Annotated in this window: 20 protein-coding genes and 1 tRNA gene; 11 read left to right on the top strand and 10 right to left on the bottom strand. The window is 61.1% G+C overall.

The genetic code is table 11. The annotated features are described in order from the left end of the window. Window positions 1-98 precede the first annotated feature (98 nt). Window positions 99-2,795, bottom strand: coding sequence for a DNA-directed RNA polymerase (locus tag HMPREF1022_RS16100; RefSeq protein WP_009303970.1), 2,697 nt, complete (start codon window positions 2,793-2,795; stop codon window positions 99-101). A 318-nt stretch (window positions 2,796-3,113) separates the two neighbouring features. On the opposite strand from HMPREF1022_RS16100, the gene HMPREF1022_RS17730 reads away from it, so the two are divergent. Next, window positions 3,114-3,950 (top strand): LexA family transcriptional regulator, encoded by an 837-nt coding sequence (locus HMPREF1022_RS17730; protein ID WP_009303969.1) that lies wholly within the window; start codon window positions 3,114-3,116, stop codon window positions 3,948-3,950. Between the two features lie 228 nt (window positions 3,951-4,178). On the opposite strand, the gene HMPREF1022_RS16090 is transcribed toward HMPREF1022_RS17730, so the two are convergent. Both HMPREF1022_RS16090 and HMPREF1022_RS16785 read right to left on the bottom strand, forming a co-directional pair. Next, window positions 4,179-4,264: transfer RNA gene (locus HMPREF1022_RS16090), tRNA-Leu, on the bottom strand. A gap of 8 nt (window positions 4,265-4,272) precedes the next feature. Beyond that, the gene (locus tag HMPREF1022_RS16785) at window positions 4,273-4,728 is read right to left on the bottom strand and encodes a hypothetical protein (RefSeq protein WP_009303968.1); all 456 of its coding nucleotides are present in this window, start codon (window positions 4,726-4,728) and stop codon (window positions 4,273-4,275) included. Window positions 4,729-4,867: 139 nt separating this feature from the next. On the opposite strand from HMPREF1022_RS16785, the gene HMPREF1022_RS16080 reads away from it, so the two are divergent. Then, complete coding sequence (locus HMPREF1022_RS16080; protein ID WP_008683501.1) at window positions 4,868-5,338, top strand: phosphatidylglycerophosphatase A family protein; 471 nt, start codon at window positions 4,868-4,870, stop codon at window positions 5,336-5,338. A 388-nt stretch (window positions 5,339-5,726) separates the two neighbouring features. Here the strand turns inward: HMPREF1022_RS16080 and infA are convergent, their stop codons facing one another. From infA to HMPREF1022_RS16055, 5 genes are all read right to left on the bottom strand, one after another. Beyond that, window positions 5,727-5,945: a translation initiation factor IF-1 gene (gene infA / locus HMPREF1022_RS16075; protein WP_006008898.1), complete on the bottom strand. Its 219-nt coding sequence runs from the start codon at window positions 5,943-5,945 to the stop codon at window positions 5,727-5,729. Between the two features lie 263 nt (window positions 5,946-6,208). Continuing rightward, a complete protein-coding gene (gene lgt / locus HMPREF1022_RS16070; protein ID WP_008683503.1) occupies window positions 6,209-7,003 on the bottom strand; it encodes a prolipoprotein diacylglyceryl transferase in 795 nt (264 codons plus the stop codon). Beyond that, window positions 7,000-7,491, bottom strand: a complete 492-nt coding sequence (gene moaC / locus HMPREF1022_RS16065) for a cyclic pyranopterin monophosphate synthase MoaC (RefSeq protein ID WP_008683504.1) — start codon at window positions 7,489-7,491, stop codon at window positions 7,000-7,002. The genes lgt and moaC overlap by 4 nt, the downstream gene beginning before the upstream one ends. 114 nt (window positions 7,492-7,605) lie before the next feature. After that, complete coding sequence (locus tag HMPREF1022_RS16060) at window positions 7,606-8,730, bottom strand: metal-dependent hydrolase (RefSeq protein WP_009303967.1); 1,125 nt, start codon at window positions 8,728-8,730, stop codon at window positions 7,606-7,608. 7 nt (window positions 8,731-8,737) lie between these two features. Beyond that, window positions 8,738-9,115, bottom strand: coding sequence for a hypothetical protein (locus HMPREF1022_RS16055; protein WP_009303966.1), 378 nt, complete (start codon window positions 9,113-9,115; stop codon window positions 8,738-8,740). 468 nt (window positions 9,116-9,583) lie between these two features. Between HMPREF1022_RS16055 and HMPREF1022_RS16050 the strand changes: the two genes are divergently transcribed. From HMPREF1022_RS16050 to leuB, 9 genes are all read left to right on the top strand, one after another. Further along, complete coding sequence (locus HMPREF1022_RS16050) at window positions 9,584-10,357, top strand: substrate-binding periplasmic protein (RefSeq protein ID WP_009303965.1); 774 nt, start codon at window positions 9,584-9,586, stop codon at window positions 10,355-10,357. A 12-nt stretch (window positions 10,358-10,369) separates the two neighbouring features. Next, window positions 10,370-11,980 (top strand): GGDEF domain-containing protein, encoded by a 1,611-nt coding sequence (locus tag HMPREF1022_RS16045; RefSeq protein WP_008683508.1) that lies wholly within the window; start codon window positions 10,370-10,372, stop codon window positions 11,978-11,980. Between the two features lie 392 nt (window positions 11,981-12,372). Next, the gene (locus HMPREF1022_RS16040; protein WP_009303964.1) at window positions 12,373-13,224 is read left to right on the top strand and encodes a carbon-nitrogen hydrolase family protein; all 852 of its coding nucleotides are present in this window, start codon (window positions 12,373-12,375) and stop codon (window positions 13,222-13,224) included. A gap of 401 nt (window positions 13,225-13,625) precedes the next feature. Continuing rightward, entirely contained in the window at window positions 13,626-14,267 is a 642-nt protein-coding gene (locus HMPREF1022_RS16035; RefSeq protein WP_009303963.1) for a phosphatidylserine decarboxylase family protein, read from the top strand. Window positions 14,268-14,293: 26 nt separating this feature from the next. Continuing rightward, window positions 14,294-15,058: a CDP-diacylglycerol--serine O-phosphatidyltransferase gene (gene pssA, locus HMPREF1022_RS16030; RefSeq protein ID WP_009303962.1), complete on the top strand. Its 765-nt coding sequence runs from the start codon at window positions 14,294-14,296 to the stop codon at window positions 15,056-15,058. A 114-nt stretch (window positions 15,059-15,172) separates the two neighbouring features. Then, the gene (locus HMPREF1022_RS16025) at window positions 15,173-16,720 is read left to right on the top strand and encodes a 2-isopropylmalate synthase (RefSeq protein WP_009303961.1); all 1,548 of its coding nucleotides are present in this window, start codon (window positions 15,173-15,175) and stop codon (window positions 16,718-16,720) included. 154 nt (window positions 16,721-16,874) lie between these two features. Then, window positions 16,875-18,137: a 3-isopropylmalate dehydratase large subunit gene (locus HMPREF1022_RS16020; RefSeq protein WP_008683513.1), complete on the top strand. Its 1,263-nt coding sequence runs from the start codon at window positions 16,875-16,877 to the stop codon at window positions 18,135-18,137. Between the two features lie 124 nt (window positions 18,138-18,261). After that, window positions 18,262-18,759, top strand: coding sequence for a 3-isopropylmalate dehydratase small subunit (locus HMPREF1022_RS16015; protein ID WP_008683515.1), 498 nt, complete (start codon window positions 18,262-18,264; stop codon window positions 18,757-18,759). A 187-nt stretch (window positions 18,760-18,946) separates the two neighbouring features. After that, on the top strand, window positions 18,947-20,020 hold the full coding sequence (gene leuB, locus HMPREF1022_RS16010; protein WP_008683516.1) for a 3-isopropylmalate dehydrogenase: 1,074 nt from the start codon (window positions 18,947-18,949) through the stop codon (window positions 20,018-20,020). Between the two features lie 336 nt (window positions 20,021-20,356). Here leuB and HMPREF1022_RS16005 read toward each other — a convergent pair whose 3' ends face one another. After that, entirely contained in the window at window positions 20,357-21,247 is an 891-nt protein-coding gene (locus tag HMPREF1022_RS16005) for an EamA family transporter (protein WP_009303960.1), read from the bottom strand. Window positions 21,248-21,547: 300 nt separating this feature from the next. Further along, the gene (locus HMPREF1022_RS16000; RefSeq protein ID WP_009303959.1) at window positions 21,548-22,333 is read right to left on the bottom strand and encodes a septal ring lytic transglycosylase RlpA family protein; all 786 of its coding nucleotides are present in this window, start codon (window positions 22,331-22,333) and stop codon (window positions 21,548-21,550) included. Window positions 22,334-22,580 lie beyond the last annotated feature (247 nt).

Here is a 22,580-nt window from a genome sequence, read left to right as displayed (position 1 = left end):
TGTGGTGTGCGAAAGGCCGCAAACAAAAAGAGCCCCACACGCCGTTGGGGCGCATGGGGGCCTTCATAGAGTGCAACCTAATGCTTTGATTTCAGGGGTTATGCGAAGAAGAACAGGGAGTTGCGTACATCTTCCACACGCAGGGAGCCCATGCCCGGAACCGGCGGGAAGGGCGTTTGCAGCGTCGCCCGCTGTCGGGGCGTGAGCACGGCGGAAACTTCCCGCAGCCAGAGCGTGAGCATATTGTTGTCGCCGCCGAACAGGCGCACGAAGACCTCCCGCAGTGTGGCGGCCAGAGTTTCCGTGTCGGCGGCGTGGGTGCCGTAGCTGTCGTGGATCATGGCGAAGGAGCCGATGCCCCGGCGCAGACAGTCCCGCACCGTGAACATCAGGGCCGCCGCGTCCAGGGAATGCACGAAGTTGGGGGCGACAGCGGAGCGTTGCTTGGCGACGTTGAGGCTGTCCTGTTTTTCCTCATGCAAGGTCAGGTAAATCAGGTTGTCGCCAAGTTGGGTTTTGACCCGGCGCTTTTCCATATCCATATAGCGTTGGAGCACGGGCAGACCCGTGGGGCTGGTCCAGCGCAGGGGGTGCTTGAGTTTGGCAAGGATCAGCGCCGTGTCCTGGAGAAAGGACATGGCCTCGCGGGCTTTGATGACCGTGGCCCCGATGGCCTCCCAGATCAGGCCCGAGAGATAGAGGTTGAGGTGATGGAGGGAAAGGCCGTCCGGCAGGGCGCGACCGTCAAGTTTGCCGGTAAGCCACTCCTTTGTATATTTCCGGCAGGATTCGTTGGTGCCGCCGTAGGGCAGGACCATGACCTGGCGCTTGGTGGTCTTGCGGTCAATGCCCAGCCCGAGCAGGAAGCGGGCGCAGAGAGCGCTGTCGTAGAGTGGCCCCTCATCCTTCTTTCTGCCCTGTGCCGGGCCGCCGTGGTCCGCGTCGTGTTTCAGGACCGCCCGCACCTTTTCCGCCACGATGCCGTAAATGTCCTGCGGCTTTTCCGTGGGCGTGAGATTGACGGCGTGGCCGCCCACCGCGTCCCGCAGCATCAGGGAGTAGATTTGCAGGCCGTTGCAGGTGCCGTCCAGGGCAATAGGCAGACGGGAGAGAAAGCCCAGGCCCTCGCGCACATAACCCGCCCACTCGAAGCAGAAGGCCAGGAAACAGAAGGGCGCGTCCGCTTCCATCCACCAGCCGTCCGCCAGGGGATCGGCGGCCTGGGCCAGAATGTGCTCCTGATGTTCCAGCACCCAGGAATGACGCTCGTCCAGGCTGACCTTGTCGTTGCCCCAGGTGTTGCTGCCGTGGATCGCCAGCCAGCGCACGGCCTTCATATCGCCCAACGGCTTGCCTTCGGAAAAGCGTAACAGGCCCTTGGCGAGGTCCGTGCCCTGCGGGTTCAGGTAGGTGGGCACGGCGTAAATCCGGCCCCGGAAGTCCAGTTGGTAGGGATAGTAGAAGTGGTGCTCGCGTTGGAAGCGTTCGGCCAGAGTCAGAATTTTCGCCACGGTCAGCCGCCGGGAATTGTTGGCGACGTTCTTTTCATGGATGCGCAGGGCGGCGCGCTTCCAGTCCGCCAGTTCCTCCGGGGCCAGAGTGTCCAGGCAATCGTGCTTGACGTAAGCCGTGGCCGAGTCCGTAATGTCCGCGCCGCAGACCGGGCAGAGCGGCAGACGCCAACCGTCGCGTTTGGGCAGGCCCGCCACGTCGCCGCCGGTCACGTCCCAGAGCCGCCGGGCCACCTCCAGCACGGGGGCGTTGATGCTCCAGGCCGTGTTCTGCATGGCGTTGACCGCCATAAGCACGTCTTTCAGCTCGCCGTTCTGGATGCGCCGGTCCAGATCGCGCTGGTAATCCATGTCCCCCAGCTTGACCAGAGAGAGCGGGCGCGTGTCGTCCAGGGAATAATAACCGCCGCCCCCGGCCCCGCGCCAGGGTTTGGGGGGAACGATAGTGGGCAGATAGTCCGGGTACATCAGACCGGCGGTTTCCCGGTGGCGCTGGAGCCAGTCCCGGCAGGAAGGGGACAGCTCCAGCGTATAAACCCATCCGGAGGAATCAGCGGCGCTGGAAATCCGCCTCCCAGGCAGGGGGCGTCGCACCAGATGGAAAATTCCCGTGGATTCCATGATGAGTTCAAGCATTTTCTGCCCCAGGTGCAGGCAGTCCGGCCTTGACCAGGGGCGGAAGGCTACGGTGCCGGATTTGCCGAAAGCATACGACAATACCGTACGCCGATACTTCTGGGAGCTGTGCCCCTGGATATGCCGTTTGGTCATCTTGTAGCGGGGGGTGTCCTGGTCGCGCAGGGCCAGAACCTTCTTCTCCAGCTCCAGGGCGCGGGCAATGTCCACGGACACGGCCTGCATGGTGATGTCGGGGGTGGTCATGCGGTCCAGGGCCTTGCGCAGGGATATAAAGGCGGCCACTTCCGGTTCAATGCCCGCCAGCAGCCCCACCGAGGCGTGACGGCGGCCCGCCCGGCCCGTGGCGGCCTGCTCCTGAAAAGCCCGGATGGCGGCGGCCAGTGGTTCCACGCCGCGCTTGAGCAGCATGTGGCCGTAGCTGGTGGCGGCTTCGTTCCGGCGTTCCTTGGCGGCCTGGATAGTGTGCAGCCAGCGCGCCCGGCCTTGGGTCAGCATTTCTTCCTCCAGGGCGAGCTGGCGGTTTATTAATTCAGGGCTAATGCAATGGGCGCAAAAATCCCCGGAGGCTTGGCCGTTAGCTTCCTCCTTTTGCTGGCAGGCGGGGAAGTGGGGGCCGGAGGGGCGCGTTTCAGGGCTGTGGATCATGCTTTTTACTCCTAGTTTAATAATTTCAATATGTTATGCTTATATAAAGGGCGTAAAAAAGCCCCCTTGGCGAAACTCAAGGTCAGTCAAGGGGGCGAAAAGCCTCTATGCGGGCGGATTTTCAGGCCGCCGGAGCCGTTTCGCGGTTGACGAAAGGCCTGGCTGTGGTTAGCTTGTGTCGTGCATGATTAACCTCCTGCGAAAAGAAATACGCAAGGAGGTTGTTAGTTTCAAGGTAATTTTTAGAGAAAAAAGTGAATGATCTATGGGCGCTTTTGCTAAGTCAGCTTCACGACAGACTAATTTTCAGGGGTCGGCATGGTAGAGAAAGCGAACAATTTTGACGTGCAGTTTGAGCGCATACTGAAAGCCACCGGCAGTTCCTCCGATGCGGAACTGGCGCGCAAGCTGGGCATTTCGCCGCCTTCCGTGACCGGGGCCAAGCAGCGGCGCAGCATCCCGCTCACGTGGTTGAAAACGGTTGCGGAGGTTTACGGCGCGTCGCTGGACTGGCTGATGACAGGAAAGGGTTCCCAACCCTTAGTGGCGCTGGCTAAAGCTATGGAGCGCCGGGCTGCGGAGATTTCTGAGGAAATGCCGGGGCAGCCGGATTATGTCCGCAGCAGGATGCGACAGGAAGGTTTTCCAGACTGGAAGGTGGTCACAAAGCCTTCATCCGTGCCGTACAGCTTTGAAGATGCGCCCCCCAGAAAAGAGAAGGCCCCGCAGTCGGATGTGGACATGATCTTCATTCCGCTGGTGGAAGCCTGCCTGTCCGCAGGCTCCGGCAGCCTGGAAACCAGCGCGGACAGTGAGCGCCGCTATGCATTTCGTTCGGACTTTCTGCACCGCAAGGGCAATCCCGATGCAATGGTGCTCATGCGGGTGTCGGGCGATAGCATGGAACCGGAAATCAAGAACGGCGATGTGGTTCTGCTGGACCAGAGCAAGCAGCGTATCATGGCCGGGCGCTTTTACGCGGTCGGTTTTGAGGATGCTATTTACATCAAGCAGATTGATATGCTGCCCGGAAAAGTGGTGCTGCGCAGTCTTAATACCACCTATCCGCCTGTGGAGTTGGATGTGCGCGAGGACTTGGCGACGCAGTTCAGGGTAGTTGGTCAGGTTCTCTGGGTCGGAAGGGAGTATCATTAACTAATGATGATAGTCTAAAGTTAATCTAGACGCTTTTCAGGCAAATAAAAAAGACGCTCCGTTTGGGGCGTCTTTTTGCTGATCTGAGTCATGGAAAACGGGGTTGCCGATGGGGTTGCGGGAAGAGAGTTATATAATGCAACCTCGATGTGGAAAGTGTGAGCTTGAAAGTCTGAGGAAGAGGCTTTGAGGGGGAGAGTATCAGGCTTGTTTTATTGTGTTTTTGTTTGGTACCCGGAGTCGGACTCGAACCGACATACGCTGTGCGTGAGGGATTTTAAGTCCCTTGTGTCTACCAATTCCACCATCCGGGCATAGTGCGTCACATCAGGCCGCTGCCGCGAGGGCGCGCCGCCGTCACTCTTCTCCTTCCGTTGCCGCCGGGGCGGGCGGCACGCGCCAGGTTTTCAGCCCCTGGGGGGGGGGCCTCGGGCACGGGACGCTCCTCTTCCTGCCACTGACCGGCCTGAATCCAGTAGACATGCAGGGCGGCCAGGCTTTTGTCCAGGCAGAGCAGCCGCCCCGTGACGCCGCGCGGCAGCAGGGCCGCCGCTTCCTGGGCGATTTTGCGGTAGACGTAGAGCTTGTGCGCTTCAAAGGCGCACTGGCACATCAGCGCGTCGCCCAGCGGCGTGAAATCCAGGTGTGTCGCTCCGGCCCGTAGCAGCAGGGCTTCCAGGTCGGCGATCAGCGTGCTTTCCACATCCAGCAGTTCTTCGTAGGTCAGGCTTTCGTCGTAGCTGAACTGCCCGAAAACCTCACTGCGATTTTTGTCCATGGCGGCCTCAATCTGCCGATTTTTATATGTCAAAGCCCGGCATTAGGCAACACGCGGCTGGTCTTGGGAGTGAAAAGCCGCTATACACGAAATATACACGGAACAGGCCGCCGCGCGGCAATTCCGAACAGGAGGAACTATGCGTTTCCGGGATACCTGCGTACTGGCGTTCTGTCGCTTGGGCGTGGCCGGGCTGGCTCCCAAGGCTCCGGGCACCTGGGGCACGGCCTTGGCCTGCCTGCTGGCGCCCTTTGTCTTTCTGCCGCTCGGCATGGGCTGGCGCGTGCTGGCGCTGCTGCTGCTCTTTGTGCTGGGCGCGCTGGCCGCCACGCGCGCGGAAAAGCTGCTGGGCCGCAAAGACCCCGGCGAAGTGGTCATTGACGAACTGGTGGGCGTCTGGCTGGTGCTGCTGCCGTTTGCCACACCGGGGGTCTCGCTGGTGGTCGCGGCCTTTGTGTTCTTCCGCATTTTCGACATCGCCAAGCCCTGGCCGGTGCGCGCCTCGGAAAACTGGCTGCCCGACGGTTTCGGGGTCATGCTGGACGACGTGCTGGCCGGGCTCTGGGCCCTGCTGTGCGTGGGGGTGTTGCACTGGGTCGGGCTGGTTTAGGGCCTGCTGACACTATGCCTTTTTGCCCGCTCACTATGCGCGGCAGCCGTTGTCCGAAGGACTTACGGATGGCGACAGTAATTGCATGGAAAAGGCTGTGTCGTTACGCATGCTGTCTTCATCCGTAGTTGGGCGTTGCTGTCTTTATCCGTACGGCTCACAAGTTCGCCTACGGCTAAAGCTCCTGCGTTGCAAAGAGTACACTCCCTCAAAGCAGGCTTATCTTCCTTGCGGGCGAACAAAAATTCTATAGCGTCAACAGGCCCCAGCCGGGATTTTTCCGAAGACACGCGGCATGACGCCGGAGCGCCGCGCAAAGCGGGCGCACCGACGGATTCCGGCGGAATATGCAGGGAAAAGCGGAAAAAAGAAATCGCCGTGCCCGGCGCTACTTCATGCGATAGGTGATGCGGCCGCGCGTGAGATCATAGGGGGAGAGTTCCACCTTGACGCGGTCGCCGGGCAGAATGCGGATATAGAATTTGCGCATTTTACCGGAAATATGGGCCAGCACTTCGTGGCCGTTTTCCAGCTCCACGCGGAACATGGCGTTGGGCAGTGCTTCCTGCACCACGCCGTCAACTTCAATGGAACCTTCCTTAGCCATGGGGCCTCCGTAAAAAACGTATTTGGCAATGTGCGCGTGAACGTGTTGTGTGACGGCAAAGCGGCGCTGCCGCCCTCGCGGTGGGGATTTTTTTGAAATCCCACAGACGGCCCGGCTTCCCGAAATTAAGCCGCTCTGAACGGCGGACAGCTTCACAAAAAAGCCCGCACCTGTCAACCGGAGCGGCGCACGGCATCCGCAAGCCCGGCGTATCGCGCGGCGGGCCTGGCCCCGTGGCGCTTCCGGGCGCGTTCAGAGCCTGTTCAGGTCCGTGCGGAACCGTGCGGGCTGTCGTCCTTGCGGAAGAGCAGCCACAAGCCCACCAGAATCAACGGCAGGCAGAGCGCCTGCCCCATGGTGAGCCAGCCGAAGGCCAGGTAGCCCAGCTGGGCGTCGGGCACGCGCACGAATTCCACCATAAAACGGGACAGGCCGTAACCCACGGCAAACAGCCCGGACACCGCGCCGGGCTTGCGCGGCTTGCCGGAGTATACCCAGACCACGATGAACAGCAGCAGGCCTTCCAGCAGGGCTTCGTAGAGCTGGGAAGGATGACGCGCATACGGGCCGCCGCCGGGAAAGACCATCGCCCAGGGCGCGTCGCTGACTTTGCCCCAAAGCTCGCCGTTGATGAAGTTGCCCAGGCGTCCGAAAAAGAGGCCCTGCGGCACCAATGGGGCCACAAAGTCCGAGACTTCCAGGAAGGACTTTTTGCGGCTGCGCGCGAAGTACCAGAAGGCCCCGAGCACACCCAGCAGCCCGCCGTGGAAGGACATGCCGCCGTTCCAGATGCGCAGGATTTCCACGGGATCATGGATGTAGACCGGCAGATCGTAAAAGAGCACATAGCCCAGGCGGCCGCCCAGAATGATGCCCAGCATGACGCAGGTCAGCAGGTCGTCCACATCGGCGGGACGCCAGCCCGAACCGGGGCGCGACGCCCGCCAGCGGCCCAGGCCCCAGCCCACGGCAAAACCGATGAGGTACATGAGGCCGTACCAGCGCAACTGGAGGCTGCCGATGGAAATGGCTACGGGATCAATATGCGGCATGGTCATGCGGGCAATTCCGGAGCGTTGAATTCGCCGCTTTTGCCGCCGCTCTTGTGCAGCAGGCGCACCCGGCTGATGACGATGTCGCGCTGCACGGCCTTGCACATGTCGTAAATAACGGCCGCGGCGCTCTGGGCCGCCACAATGGCTTCCATTTCCACGCCGGTGCTGCCCACGGTGCGGGCCTCGGCCTCAATACGCACCTGGGGCGGCATGTCGCGCACTTCAAAACGGACGTCCGCAAAGGTCAGATTCAGGCTGTGGCAGAGCGGAATCAGCTGGCTGGTGCGTTTGGCCGCCATAATGCCGCCGATTTTGGCGCAGGCCAGCACGTCGCCCTTGGGCAGGGCGGATTTTTTCAGCAGTTCCAAGGTGGCCGGGGCCAGCTCCACCACGGCCTCGGCAATGGCCACGCGCTTGCTGGGGGCCTTGTCGCCCACATCCACCATGGTTACGTTGCCCTGGGCGTCCAGATGTGAAAATGTATGTTCCATACTGCGAATCCTTATCGAGAACCTATGCTTTTGTTACAACCAGCCATGTGCTGATATACGCCACATACTGCAAGTAGGGGCGCGGTGCAAGCCGCCGGGCAGTCGCCGGAATCCTCAGCGCAGGCCCACCAGCCATTCCGCCAGTGACGGCGGCCGGGGAACGCGCGGCAGCTGCCAATGCGAGTCGCGCCGACTGTCGGAAAAGCGCAGACGTTGGCGCAGCAGGAGCATATCCGCAGTTTCCGCGCCGGATTGCGCCTGTGCCGGGGCGACTTCAACCATCAACTGGAAGGGAATGTCCGCGTGGGGGCGCAGGGCCATGATTTTGCGGACAAAGGCCAGACCGCTGCCGAAACGCAGATCGTAAAACAGGAGATTTTGCGCGTCCTGAACGCCGGAGGGCGCCTTTGGGGCATCCTCGGGGCGCAGCGGCGTCATGACCGGCAGAAGCGTGAACTGAAAAAATGTCTCGCACGTCACGGACTGGCGCGAAAGTTCCTCTGTCAGCCTTGAGGGCGCGGCCTGATGCGTGGTTTCGGGCGCGCGCGGTCGGCCTAGGGCGTTGAGGCTCTGCTCACGCACCAGCATGCCGTCCGGCCCCTGTTCCTCAAATAATACCCGCCAGAAAAAGGGCGAAAAGGCGTCGGGCAGCACGGTCAGATGGCTGACCTGGCGGTTTTCGGCCCGCAGTCGGGCTTCCGCCTGGGCCGCGTGCCAGGCGTTGAGCCCCACGCCCGTCGCCGGATAGACGAAAACCCAGGCCAGGGCTAGGAGCATGAGGCCGCGTTTGCGCCGCCAGCGCCACACGGCCCAGAGCAGGGGCAGGGTGAGCAGCAGGTCAATGATGAAAACGCCGTTGAGTCGCACCCGCTCGTGCGAGAAGGGCAGAAAAATCATGGTGCCGTAGGTGGTCACCACATCCAGCCAGATGTGCAGCAATACCATGGCGCAGGTCAGCAGCCAGACCTTGCCGAAATTCCAGCGTCCCGGCGTGGTGGAACGCCAGAGCGGGTAACAGCAGAGAGCCAGCAGCAGGCCCAGTATGGGCATGGCGGCCAGGGAGTGGGTAATGCCCCGGTGCAGCAGCAGGAACTGCAGCGGCGTGGAGACAAAAACAAGGTCCAGGTCGGGCGAGGCCGCGGCCAGGGCGGCCAGGGGCACGGCCCAGCGGGTGAGGGGGCGGCGCGACAGGGCCAGCATGGCCACGGCGCCGCTGGCGGCATGGGTGATGGGATCCATAAGGCCTTTATTGCCGGAAGGGGCTGCGCTGCTTGGGCACGGCGCGATAGGCCGGGTCTTCGGGTGAGGGCTGGGCGCCGGTCAGGCGGTTGAAGCGGCTGATCTGCCAGTCCTGCATCCGGCTCATGACGTCCGGGCGGTTGTAATAGTAGAGCATGCGCTGGGTATTGCCGGCTCCGGTCATGGGATAGCGCAGCTGTTCCGCCGTTGACGGGGCCGGAGCGCCGCGCTCGCCGTCCGAGGAGGAGCCCGCCCCGATGTCCTTGGGGCCGCAACCCGCCAGAACCGGCAAGAGCAGGGCCGCCAGAACCAGGGGAACGAGCTTCGCCGAAAGGGCGGCGCGGATTTTTTTTACCAGGACCTTCATGGTTCTCAGTATAGACATGCGCGGCCCATCCGGCAAGTGGCGGAGCAGGGCAGACGCATCTAAAAAAACGCGGCCAGTGTATTTCTAATTTAATTATTTAAAATAGTTAATACACACTACGGAGTTGGGTAAAGCCACCTTTGCTCCGCCGGAGCGAAGCGTAGGCGGATGGCTGATGCCGGGAGAATCCTAAAAACTAAGATTTTTCGGCGCTGGCAAGGAAAATGGTGCTTTTTGCGCGGAATGTACTCAAGTACATGAGCAGCAAAAAGCGCCAGATGACGCCGCCAGCGCCGAAAAGGCTGGTTTTGACGGATAATCTCGTCAAACAAGAGGTCAGCAAAAGCTGAAATTAGATGCGTCTGCCCTGAGTGGCGGAGAAAGGCTCGTTGCATTTGAAGTCAAGAGGGCCTATATCCCTGAAATATATGCGCCGCCGGCAGTGCGGCATTGCAGATTATCTGAATTATCCGGGTGAGGATTGCCATGGAAAGGGTGTGGGGAGCGCCGGATCTGCTGCGCCTTGCGGGTGTTCTTGCGCTGTCGCTGCTGTTCTTCGGCGTGTCGGCCCCGGCGTGGGCCGCCCCGTTGCGGGTGGGCCTGGACAGCAATTATCCTCCGTTTTCCCTGGTGGACAGGCGCGGTCACGCCTCGGGCTTTGACCTGGAGGTGGCCGAGGAACTGTGCCGCGCCATGGGCCGCCAATGCGAATTCGTCTTCCTGCCGCTGGACGGACTGCTCGAGAGCATGCGCAACGGCGGGCTCGACCTTTTGCTGGGGGTCAGTGAGACTGACGGGCGGCGGGAATTCATGGATTTCTCCAAGCCCTATTTTCGCGCGCGTTCCGGCTATATCGGCAGGCCCGGCGACGTGGGGGCCGGGAAGGACGGCGTGGTCAGGATCGGCGCGCGCGGGGGCAGCGTGCAGATAGGCCATCTTCGAAACCGCCGGGCTGAACGGGCGGAGGTTGTCCAGGCCGAATTCGGCCGCCTGCTGGACATGCTCTGCGCCGGGGAGCTGGATCTGGTTCTGGCCAATGACCTGGCGGGCTACAGTTTTCTGCTTTCCGAGCGGGGCCGGGATTTCGAAGTGCTGGGCGATCCTCTGCCGCTGGACTCCTTTCCCAGCCTGGTGAACATCGGCGTGCGCAAGGGGGAGGAGGGGCTGCGCGAGGAACTGAACCGCGCCATCCGGAGCATCCGTTTCAGCGGCGTGTTCGGGCGGATCAATCGCAACTATTTCCCGTACACCTTGTATTGACGGAGCCACGGCATGGATGCAGAGCAGGGGCGGCCCGAAGCCCCATCCCGGAAAATCAGGCGCATCAGCGCCTACCGCTTCCTGGCGCTGCTCATATTGCCCGCGGCGCTCCTGCTGGGCGTGGCCGGACTGGCGGTCTTTCTCAGTCTGGACACTATCCGTCAGATCACGGATTCCCTGGAAGAAGAGCACTTGCCCGGCATCCTGGACAGCCAGCGCACGGTGGACAATATCAATGTGCTGCGCAGCGAAGCCGCCGTGGTCTTTATGGCCGAGGATCCCGACCAACGGCGCGCGGCCCGGCTCAAGGTCCAGGCCTTGGTGGCCGAATCCGTATTCGAGCGCTCTCCGGAGATCACCGGCTTCGCCAAGACCGTGCAGGAACTGACGCAAAAGCTGGACAATGCCCGCAAGCGCAGCGACGAGGCCTCGGACGCGCTGCATCTGAACGAACTGCGTCTGTCCGGAGTGCTGGCGCTCCTGCGCCATGCCGCCGGCGACGTGCACACCCTTGAACCCACGCACAGCTCGCGCCACGTCACTTCGCCCGCTCGGGAGAAAGACAAAGCCCAGTATGAACGGGCCCGGAAGAGCTTTGAGCCGGTGCTGGCTCTCTGCCGCCGTATGGACCTCACCCCCGCCTTGAGCGAGGACTGCGCGGCCTTCCAGCGTGATCTGCGTGTGGTGGGGCAGGCCTGGAACGAAAAGGGCGAGGCCGATCAGGAGGCGTTGATGCTCTGGAGAAGTCTGGACGCCTCCCTCCAGGACCTGAGCAACGCCGCTTCCAGCGAGGAATTTCAGCGGGCCTATACCGGTATGGAAGGCCTGCGGGCCGAAGCCCGCAGCATGCGGAACGGCTTTTACATTTCCATCGCCCTGCTGGCCGCCATGGTGCTGGGGACCGTGGCGGTGCTGCACCGGCATATCCTCTCGCCCATTTCCCTGGCCGCCCAGGAATTGCGCCAGATCCGCTTCGGCAGCCCGGCCAAGGCGCTGCCGCCCGTGCGCATCCGTGAGCTGCAGCAATTGCTGGATCTTGTGCCCAGCCTGCGCGGCTACCTGAAAGATCTGGCCGCGCGTTCCGGCGCACTGGAGCAGGAGAAGAACAAATACGAGAACCTCAGTCTGGTGGATGCCCTGACCGGCGTGGCCAATCGGCGCAGCTTTGACGCGCGTCTGGCGCAAAGCGCCTGTTGCGCTTCGGTGGGCATGCTGATGATTGATGTGGATTTGTTCAAAAACTACAATGATTCTCTGGGGCATCTGGCTGGCGACAAATGTCTGGTCGCCGTGGCCAGGGCCATGCAGGCCACGCTCTACCGGCATGACGACACCTTGTTCCGCTACGGCGGCGAGGAATTCGCCGTGATTCTGGAAGATGTCGTCGCGCAGCAGGCCCTGGCCGTGGCCGAGCGGATCATGGACAGAATCCGCTCGTTGCGCCTGCCGCATCCCGATTCGGCGGTGGCCCCGTATGTGACGGTGAGCATCGGGGTGGCGGTGGCCCGGCGGGGGGAGGGCTGCTCCGGGGCGGAACTGGTGGCCCGCGCGGACAAGGCCCTGTACCGGGCCAAGGCCGGGGGCCGCGACCGGATCTGTCTGTACGGGGACGAGGACGCATAGGAACGCGGGTTGATGGCCTTTTTGCCCTCTGCCCGCGCCCGGTTCACTCCGTGCAAAGGTCGGCTTTGAATATACTTCCTCCACCCGCAACTCGCCGTTCGGCAGAGAACAAAAATCCTCATTACTCTGTGCTTCCCCAGCTTTTTTCGGGGCGGCCCTGTGTTCCCGCGACGCGGGTTCGGCAGGACAGAGCTGCTTGAAAACCGCTGCCAGCGAATGCCTGATTAACGTATCTGATTTATTGCTGTTTGTACTGGCCTTTCCAGCACGTTGAACCAATCCCCTAATACTGCCTTTTCATATGAGTCGCTTCATCTGCAAAGAGCCATTTGTTCGCAGTCGGCGGGTAAGGCGCTTTTGATAGCCCCCTATTTGAAAAGGGAAAATAAGCTATGAGAAAATTTAAGGTCGCAATGGTACAGCACAAAGTACCTACGTCAAATGTCGGAGAGAACACGGAACTAGCGATACGATATATCACAGAAGCGAAAGCGGAAGGCGCTGATTTTGTTCTTTTTCCCGAATGCTTCCTTTCGGCTTATCAATTTCCGAAAATCTGTGAAACATTACAGCCCGTTGAAGAGATTGAAACTAATGATGAATTTGCCAAGTGGTGTGAAGATGCCTTAGACGATGACTGCACTTATCTTGAAAAGATAAGACGGGTCGCGAAAGAACTAAGCATCGGTGTTGAGATCACTTGTCTCACCAAAGGGAAGAAATATCCTCAAAATACTGCATTTATAATTGACAGAGATGGTTCAATCATTTTGAAATACAGCAAAGTTCATACTTGTGATTTTGATTTGGAACGCTATCTTGAAAGCGGTAAAGAATTTAAGGTATGTCACTTTGACGGGATATGTATTGGAGTTATGATTTGCTATGACCGGGAATACCCTGAAAGTGCAAGAGAGCTAATGATGCAGGGCGCAGAGCTGATACTGGTGCCAAATGATTGTGATTGTGTCAGACCGTTCAGATTAAGAGAATTGTCAGTGGAGGCCATGCAGAATATGGTGGGCATTGCAATGGCAAACCCACCAGGAGAGAATTCAGGCTGTTCCTGCGCATTTCATCCTATGGTTTGGGGACATCAAGAAAACAGCATAATCGTCGCTGACGAAGAATTTGAAGGCTTGGTGTATGCTGTATTTGATATGGAATCGATAAGAAAATACCGCGATACAGAAGATTTGGGCAAATTTAGAAAAGTAAGCGCTTATAAACATTTGTTGTCATAATCATTAGTATAAATTGAACGTATTTTATTCTCCTTTTTGGCGTGTAGTTGTAATTTTTATTTTGCGATCTTCCTTGTGTTGCGCCTCCGGCCCAAACCTGCAAAATCCGCTTGTTGAGGGGTCTCCCCAATTCCCCGGCAAGTTGCGCTTTGCCGCCTTATGGCCGTTGCTGTTATTGTTCACACAATAAAAATAAGATTTTTCAGCGTTGGCAAGGAATAAGCGTGGTTTTGACGGATAATGCGGCAAATAAGAAGCCGGCAAAAGCTGGCTGGGAGGCGTCCGCCCGCGACGCGGGTCCGCGCCGTCCTTGCCTTGCGCTCCGGCTCAGACTATAATCTTGGCTTCATCTGCAATTATACCGCCGCGCGGGACAGCGCGACGTTTCCCTTGGAGTTGCCATGCGCCCAGCACATTGCGGCATAACGCCCGAAGGATGGCCCTGCATCGGCCTGACCGGGCTTTCGGCTCTGGTTTTCGCGCTTCTGGACTGGTGGTTTCCGGCGCTGGCGCTGCTGGCGCTCTGCTGGTTCAGCCTGCATTTTTTCCGCGACCCGGAGCGGGTCGTGCCCCAGGGCGAAGGCCTGGCCGTCAGCCCGGCGGACGGCAGAATCATCCGTGTCGAAGACAGGGCCGATCCTTTCAGTGACGAAACCTGCTGCTGCGTCAGCATTTTCATGAATGTCTTCAGCGTGCACGTCAACCGCGCGCCCGTGGACTGCGTGGTGGAGGATGTCCGCTACTGGCCCGGCAAATTTCTCAACGCCGCCTTTGACAAGGCCTCCACGGACAATGAGCGTTGCGCCTACCGCCTGCGCGGCGACGACGGCCAGGTCTGGAGCATGGTCCAGATCGCGGGCCTGGTGGCCCGGCGCATCGTCTGCCGCACGGAGCCCGGCGATCCCCTGGCGCGCGGCCAGCGTTACGGCATGATCCGGTTCGGCTCGCGAGTTGACCTTTATCTGCCCCGGGGCTATGTTGCGGCTGTACGCATCGGCGAACAGGTTTTCGCCGGACAAAGCGTGATCGCCCGGGTCCATTGAGCCGGATACGCCGATCAGGCCACAGTATGGATGTTATGGAAAAGAAAAAGCCGCATAAAGGGATCTATCTCCTGCCCAACATGATCACGACGCTGAGCATGTTTCTCGGCTTTTTGTCGATGGTCTGGGCAGTGCAGGGCCGCTTTGAAGAAGCGGGCATGGCTATCCTGGTCTCGGCCCTCATGGACGGCCTGGACGGAAAGGTGGCCCGCCTGACCAACACCGCCAGTGAATTCGGGGTGCAGTACGACTCCCTGGCCGATCTGGTGGCCTTCGGCCTTGCCCCGGCCATGTTGCTCTGGCAATGGCAGCTGCAGGCTTTCGGCCGCCTGGGCGTGGCCGCGGCGTTCATCTACGCGGCCTGCGGGGCTTTGCGCCTGGCGCGCTTCAACGTCAGCACCGCCGCCGTGGGCAAACGCTTTTTCATCGGCCTGCCCATTCCGGCGGGCGGCTGCACTGTGGTGACCTTTGTCTTTTTCGCCTCTCTGTTTCCGGATTTCCTGGCTTCCGTCACGCCTTACTTCGCCCTGCTTCTGAGCGTGGGCGTGGGCGTGCTGATGGTCAGCCGGGTGCGCTATTTCTCCTTCAAAGAATATGATTTCCTGCGCGCCCATCCGGTCCGCACCATGGTGACTTTTCTTTTCCTTCTCGCCCTGGTGGTTTCCCTGCCCCGCCTGTTCGGCTTTCTGCTCTGCGCTATCTATATCGCGGGCGGGCTCGCCTACACCTTTGTGATTCTTCCCCGCCGCAACCGTCAGCTACTACGCGCCCTATCGCCCCAGAGCGATTAAGGCTGCGTAACGGTTCGCCGCCCGTCGGGCGGAAGACGCGCTCCCTGGACAGCCGCCCTTTACGGCGGCCGTTATGCAAGCAGATATATCTTGTCAACCCAGAGGAGTACGAACATGCAAAACCGCGTTTATTTTTTCGACACCACCTTGCGCGACGGCGAGCAGTCGCCCGGCGCCACCATGAATCTCCAGGAAAAACTGCGCCTTGCCCATCAGCTGGAAGTGCTGGGCGTGGACATCATGGAAGCGGGCTTTCCCGCCTCCAGTCCCGGCGATTTTGAATCCGTGCGCACCATCGCCGCGCAGGCCGGAGACATTCAGGTGGCCGGGCTCGCCCGTTGCGTGGACAGCGATATCGACTGCTGCTGGGAAGCCGTGAAGTGCGCCAAGAATCCGCGCATCCACACCTTCCTGTCCACCTCGCCCCTGCATATGAAGCACAAATTGCGCAAGGACCCCGAGGACGTGCTCAAGATGGCCGTGGCCGGGGTCAAACGCTGTGCCTCCTACACGGACAACGTGGAATTTTCCGCCGAAGACGCTTCGCGCTCGGAACGGGATTTTCTCTGCCGTGTGACCGAGGCGGCGATCAAGGCCGGAGCCACCACCATCAATCTGCCGGACACCGTGGGCTATGCCCAGCCCGAAGAATACGCGGACCTGATCCGTTATGTCATTGAAAACACGCCCAACAGCGACAAGGCTGTGTTCAGCGTGCATTGCCACGATGATCTGGGGCTTGCCGTGGCCAATACGCTGGGCGCGCTCAGAGTGGGCGTGCGCCAGGCCGAAGTGACGCTCAGCGGCATCGGCGAGCGCGCGGGCAATACGTCGCTGGAAGAAGTGGTCATGGCCCTGCATGTGCGCCGGGATTATTACGGGTTGGAGCACGGCATCAAAACCGAACAGCTCTATCCTTCCTGCCGCCTGCTCGCCATGACCATCGGCCAGCCCATCCCCAACAACAAGGCTGTGGTCGGGGCCAATGCCTTTGCGCACGAGTCGGGCATTCATCAGGACGGCATGCTCAAGAACCGCGAGACGTATGAAATCATGACCCCGCAGTCTGTGGGCCGCACCGAGAGCAATCTGGTCATCGGCAAGCATTCGGGCCGCAACGCCGTGCGCAATAAGTTCGAGAGCATGGGCTACAAGCTGGACGACGAGCAGCTCAACCTGGTCTTTGAGGCCGTGAAACAGTTGGCCGACCGCAAAAAAACTTTGCACGACGACGACCTCATGGCCCTGGTCCAGCAGGAAATCTACCGGATCCCGGACCGCCTGCGCCTGCGGCACGTCAGCGTGCAGAGCTCGGATGCCGGGGGCGTGCCGCCCACGGCCGCGGTGCTCATGGATGTGGACGGCATGGAAAAGAGCGGCGCGGGCTTCGGCGTGGGGCCGGTGGACGCCCTGTTCAACGTCATCGCCGATATGGTGGGGCGCGAGCCGGAGCTGGAGCAGTACGCCATCAACGCCATCACCGGCGGCACCGACGCCTTGGGCGAAGTGACTGTGCGCATCAAGGAGAACGGGCATTCCGCCGTGGGACGCGGCACGCATCCGGATATTTTTGTGGCCAGCGCCAAGGCCTATGTGGATGCCCTGAATCATCTGGCCAAGAGGGAGGAAGAAGGCACACGCCTCCACTGCCAGCATGATTAGCAGGCGTCTTTTGCCTTCCGGGCTGCGTCAGGCTACGCCGCCCACTCCAGTTACGTAGACGGCTACGCGCCTGTCGTGGGCGACTTGCCTTTCTTGCCGGAAGGCAAAATGCGCCCGCTAATCAGATACATATTTGTCAGGAAGGAGTTTGAACATGCCTCAGACGCTTGCGCAGAAAATTTTGCAAGCCCATACCGACGAGGCCGTGCGGTGCGACGGCCAGATCATCCAGTGCCGGGTATCCATGGTGCTTGCCAACGATATTACCGGCCCGCTGGCCATCAAGTCATTTCGCGGCATGGGCGCGGAAAAGGTTTTCGACAAGGACAGGATCGCCCTGGTCATGGACCACTTCACGCCCCAGAAGGACATTGATTCGGCCAATCAGGTGTTGATCAGCCGCAACTTCGCGGAAGAGCAGGGCATCACCCATTATTACGAGGGCGGCGACTGCGGGGTGGAGCACACCCTCCTGCCCGAGCAGGGGCTGGTGGCCCCCGGCGACCTGGTTATTGGCGCGGACAGCCACACCTGCACTTACGGCGGCATCGGGGCCTTTGCCACGGGCATGGGCTCCACGGACATCGCGGCGGCCATGGCCCTGGGCGAGACCTGGCTCAAGGTGCCGCCCACCATCCGGGTCGAGATCAGGGGCGAGATGCCCCGCTGGCTGCGCGCCAAAGACCTCATGCTGCTGCTCATCGGCGCCATCGGCGTGGACGGCGCCCTGTACAAGGCCTTGGAATTCGGCGGCCCTGTCATTGACGCCCTGGACGTGGAAGGCCGCCTGACCATGGCCAACATGGCTATCGAGGCCGGCGGCAAGGCCGGGCTCTTCGCCGTGGACGCCCAGACCAGGGCTTATTGCGCGGAGCACGGCCGCCCCGGTCTGAGTCTGGAACTGGCCGCCGACCCGGATGCGGTCTACGAGCGCGTGGTGGAGATCGACGTCACGGGCCGGGAGCCCGTGGTGGCCTGTCCGCATCTGCCGTCCAATGTGAAGCCCGTGTCCGAAGTCGGGGATACGCCCATCCAGCAGGTGGTCATCGGCTCCTGCACCAACGGCCGCATCAGCGATATGCGTGACGCGGCGGAAGTGCTGCGCGGCCGCAAGGTGGACAAAAAGGTGCGCTGCATCGTGCTGCCCTCCACACCCACGGTCTGGAAGCAGTGCCTGAAGGAAGGTCTCATGGAGGTCTTCATGGATGCGGGCTGCATTGTTGGGCCCTGCACCTGCGGCCCCTGCCTGGGCGGCCATACGGGGATTCTGGGCGACGGCGAGCGCGCGGTGGCGACCACCAACCGCAACTTCAAGGGCCGCATGGGCAGTCTCTCCTCCGAGGTCTATCTGGCGAGCCCGGTGGTGGCGGCGGCCAGCGCCGTGGCGGGTAAAATCGCTTCCCCCGGGACGTTGTAAAACCGTCACGGATGGAAGCGCGCGACTGTCATAAAAGTTTTGGGAAAGACAGGGGGCCGGGGAAGGGAGAAGCCTTTTCCCAAGGGGTTTCCCTTTCCGGAGAGTCTCTCCAGAGGGTCAAAGCATGAATTACAAGGGCAAGGCCCACAAAGTGGGCGAACATATTGATACGGACGCCATCATTCCGGCGCGTTTCCTGGTGACCACCGACGCGAAAAAGCTGGGCGAGAACTGCATGTCCGGCCTGGAACCGGACTGGGTCAAACGCGTGGCGCCGGGCGACATCCTGGTGGCCGGGCGCAACTTCGGCTGCGGTTCCTCGCGTGAGCACGCGCCCATCGCCATTCTGGGCGCGGGCATGCCTGTGGTCATCGGTCACAGCTTCGCGCGCATCTTTTACCGCAACGCCTTCAATATGGGTCTGCTGCTCATGGAAGTAGGCGATGAGGTGGACAAGATCAACGACGGCGACGCGCTGGAAATCGACGCCGCCACGGGCCGCATCCGCGACCTGAGCAACGGCGCGGAAATCACCTGCCCGCCCCTGCCCCAATCCATGGCCGCCATTCTGTCCAAGGGTGGTTTGGTTGGCTATGTGAAGGAACGCTTGGCGCGAGGGTAATTTTTTGCGGGGGAGAAATCTTTTTGAAAAAAGATTTCTCCCCCGCCCCCTCTTCCGAAAACGTTTATCCAGGGAGGCTGACCTGAATAAACGTTTTCGGGAGGATGGGCGTGAGGAAAGGAAGCTCTTTTTTACATGGGATTCCTTCCCCCACGGCGCAACATCGTCTTACAAAAGGATATTTTTCATGAACAAAACCATTTGCCTGCTGCCCGGCGACGGCATCGGCCCGGAAATTCTGGCCCAGGGGGCTGCGGTGCTGGCGGCCACGGCCCAGAAATTCGGCCATACCTTTGATTCTGAAGAGGCCCTCATTGGCGGGGCCGCCGTGGACGCCACGGGTTCGCCCCTGCCCGAGGCGACCGTGGAGGCCTGCCGCAAGGCCGACGCCGTGTATCTGGCCGCTGTGGGCGGTCCCAAATGGGACAGTATGCCGCCGGAAAAGCGCCCGGAAAAAGGCCTCTTGGGCATCCGCAAGGCTCTGGGCCTGTTCGCCAATCTGCGCCCGGCCCTGCTGCTGCCGGAATTGGCCGGGGCCTGCCTGCTGCGGCCGGATGTGGCGGCCAAGGGTCTTGATCTCATTGTGGTGCGCGAGCTCACGGGCGATGTCTATTTCGGCGAGCCGCGCGGCGTGGAACTGCGCGGCGGTCGCCGCACGGGCTTCAATACCATGATCTATGACGAGGAAGAGATCCGCCGCATCGCCAGGGTGGCCTTTGAGACCGCCCGTCGGCGCCGTGGCAAGGTCTGCTCCGTGGAAAAGAGCAACGTGCTGGAAACCTCGCGTCTCTGGAAAGAAGTGGTGCTGGAAGTCCACAAGGACTATGCCGACGTGGAGCTCTCCCACATGTATGTGGACAATGCGGCCATGCAGCTGGTGCGCGACCCGTCCCAGTTCGACGTGATTCTCACCGGCAATATTTTCGGCGACATCCTTTCCGACGAGGCCTCGGTGATTACCGGTTCCCTGGGCATGCTGCCCTCGGCTTCCCTGGGCGCGTCCGGGCCGGGCCTGTTCGAGCCCGCCCACGGCTCAGCGCCGGACATCGCGGGCCAGGACAAGGCCAATCCCCTGGCGACCATTCTTTCCGGGGCCATGCTTTTGCGCCTGGGGCTGCACCTCGCCGCCGAAGCGGACTGCATTGAAAACGCCGTGCGCCGGACCCTGCGCGACGGCTACCGCACCGGCGACATCATGGAGCCGGGTAAAACCCTGGTGGGTTGCGAGGAAATGGGCCGCAAGGTCATCGAGCGCCTGTAGTCCGCATACGCCGTGGACGTATGGCATTGAGAACGTGAAAGGAGGGAGGCAGCGCGCCTTCCTCTTTTTTTGCGCCGCCCGCTGGGGAAGGGCGTTGAGGGCTCTTTTATTTTGAAAACGTTCTAAGGACGCGTTGAGGAATGAAGATTTTTGTTCTCCGCCAAGGGCGCCAGCCGTTGCCGCGTCAACGTCTTGCTTGAGCCGTTCACGGCGAAGCCGTGTTTCTTGCGGCTACAGCTAAGGCAATACAGCAGAGCTGTGAACGGCTAACGCGACCGGAATAAAAGGTGAATTTCGACGCGGAGATAACCGAAAAGACGCTCGTGACGACAGCCTCTACGTCCGGGCGCGGCACAGCAAATCCCGGATATGGCCGCCCAGCATGACCAGCAGCACCGAGGCGGCGATAAGCGCCACGCCGCCCGCTAGGGCCGGGCTGAAGGGTTCCCCGAACACCAGTATGCCCACCATGACGGCGGTGAGCGGCTCCATGACGCCCAGCACGGAGGTCATGGTGGAGCCGATGCGCTGGATGGCCAGAATCAGGGTGAGGTTGGAGAGCACGGCGGTGACCACCGCCAGCAGGGCGGCGATGCCCAGCTCCCGCCAGGAGGTCAGGATCTGGAACGTGCCGGTGCCCAGGGCGTTGATCAGGGAGAGCAGGGCGCTGAACAGCATCACGTAAAAGGTCATCACCAGGCCGCTCATATTCGGGATGCGCGCCGTCTGGATGCCGACGATATACAGGGAATTGCACAGCGCGGACAGCAGCATCATGCCCACGCCCAGCAGGCTGATGCTCGTGCCGCCGTCGCCGGGGCCGCTGCTGAGCAGGGCCACGCCGGACACGGCCAGGATGATGGACAGGGCGATGGTCCAGGAAAAGCGTTCATGGAAAAAAACGATCATGATCAGCATGACCATGACCGGATAGAGAAACTGGAGGGTGGCGGCCACGCCGCTGGGCAGGTAGTTGAAGGCCCAGAAAAAAAGCAGCGCGGCGAGCATGTACATGACGCTCATGCCCGCCAGTTTGCAGAGGTCCACCCCGCGTGTGCGGAAGCGCTCGCCACGTGCGGCCAGCAGGCCGCCCAGAGTGAGGGTGGCGATCAGAAAGCGGTAAAAAAGCGCGGTTTCCGCCGTCACGCCCGCGTGCAGCAGCGGGAGGGTAAACAGCGGGATCAGCCCGAACGTGGCGGACGAAAACAAACCCAGGAAAAAGCCCATCACTGCCTCCGGCCCGTCCATACCGGAGATCGGGCCGCCACGCAAGGGCGGGCCGGGATTGCGGCGTTTTGGACTCTAAATGGAACAGGCCTCCCGGCGTATGTCCGGGAGGCCTGTTCGTCAGAAATATGTCGGAGGCGGACTTAGAACAGATTAACTTTGGAATTTTACAAAGCGTTGCTCTCGATGCCTGTACGCCCTTTGGGCTACAGACACAGCCCTGCGGGCCGCCCGTCGGGCCGGTCTTCGCGGCGCGCCGCACCGTGTGCGGACGTAGAGCAATTTCAAAGCGAATCTGCTCTAGTGCGAGCTGTCCAGCACCACTTCGGCCTCGGGATGGGCCTGGCGCAATGCCTCATGCATGGCGGCCGCATCGGCGAAGGCGCGGAACGGCCCCACCTTCTCGTCGCCCTTGCCGGCGCTGTAACGCACGTAATACGCCTGATCGGCCTTGAGCGGGGTGCCGCTCTCGTCGCTGACCACTTCCAGGTCCACCTTGCCCACGCCGCGCTTGCTCAAGTCAAGCTGCTTGGCCGCGGCATAGGAGAGGTCGATGATCCGGCCGCGCACATAGGGGCCGCGATCAGTCACACAGACCATGACGCTCTTGCCGTTGTCCTGATCCGTGACCTTGACCACCGTGCCGATGGGCAGGGTGCGGTGGGCCGCGGTAAAGGTGTACATGTCGTAATCGACACCGCTGGCCGTGGAGCCGCCGTGAAAGTCGCGGCCGTACCAGGAGGCCTTGCCCGTGAGCATTTCGCTGCCCTGGGCGCGCTTGAGCCAGATTTCGCGGCTGTCCGCGCTCTTGCGGACTTCCTCGGCCTTGCGCTGCTTTTTGTTTTTGGCGCTGCTGCGGTGTTTTTTGCGCGTGCTTTTGTCCTTGCTGCTGACAGCCTGGCTTTTACGCGCTGAAGAGACATTTTTCTTGCTTTTTCCAGCGGAGGGAGTGTGGGCTTCCGTGCCGGATTTCCGGCTTTTGGCTTGGGGAGCGCTTTGTGAAGCCGCGTCGGCGTTCATGGGGGCGGCCAGGGCCAGGCAAAGGGCCAGGGCCGCCCCTATGGAAAGCCAGCGTGAATACTTCATGGTTACTCCTTGGTTGGTGTTCGAGGCTGTCCGCCAAGACATTCAGCGTGCGGGCCTTTTGCCCGCCGACCGCGTTGGACGTCTTGAAAAAGCCGGACGGGTCGCGCCCGCGACTCTGACCCCAAGGGCTTTTCCCGGCGGCCTGGAAACGCGTCCGCGCGTCGTGTGCCGCCCGCCTGCAAGGGGAATGCCTTTTCTTATTGCACAGACTATACCGCAAAAAAAACGCCTCTGTCAAATCAGTGAA

Source organism: Desulfovibrio sp. 6_1_46AFAA (assembly GCF_000224635.1).
GTDB classification, from domain to species: Bacteria; Desulfobacterota; Desulfovibrionia; order Desulfovibrionales; family Desulfovibrionaceae; genus Desulfovibrio; species Desulfovibrio fairfieldensis.
The sequence above is the reverse complement of the archived record's forward strand: the minus strand, read 5'-3'. Positions and strand labels throughout refer to the sequence as shown.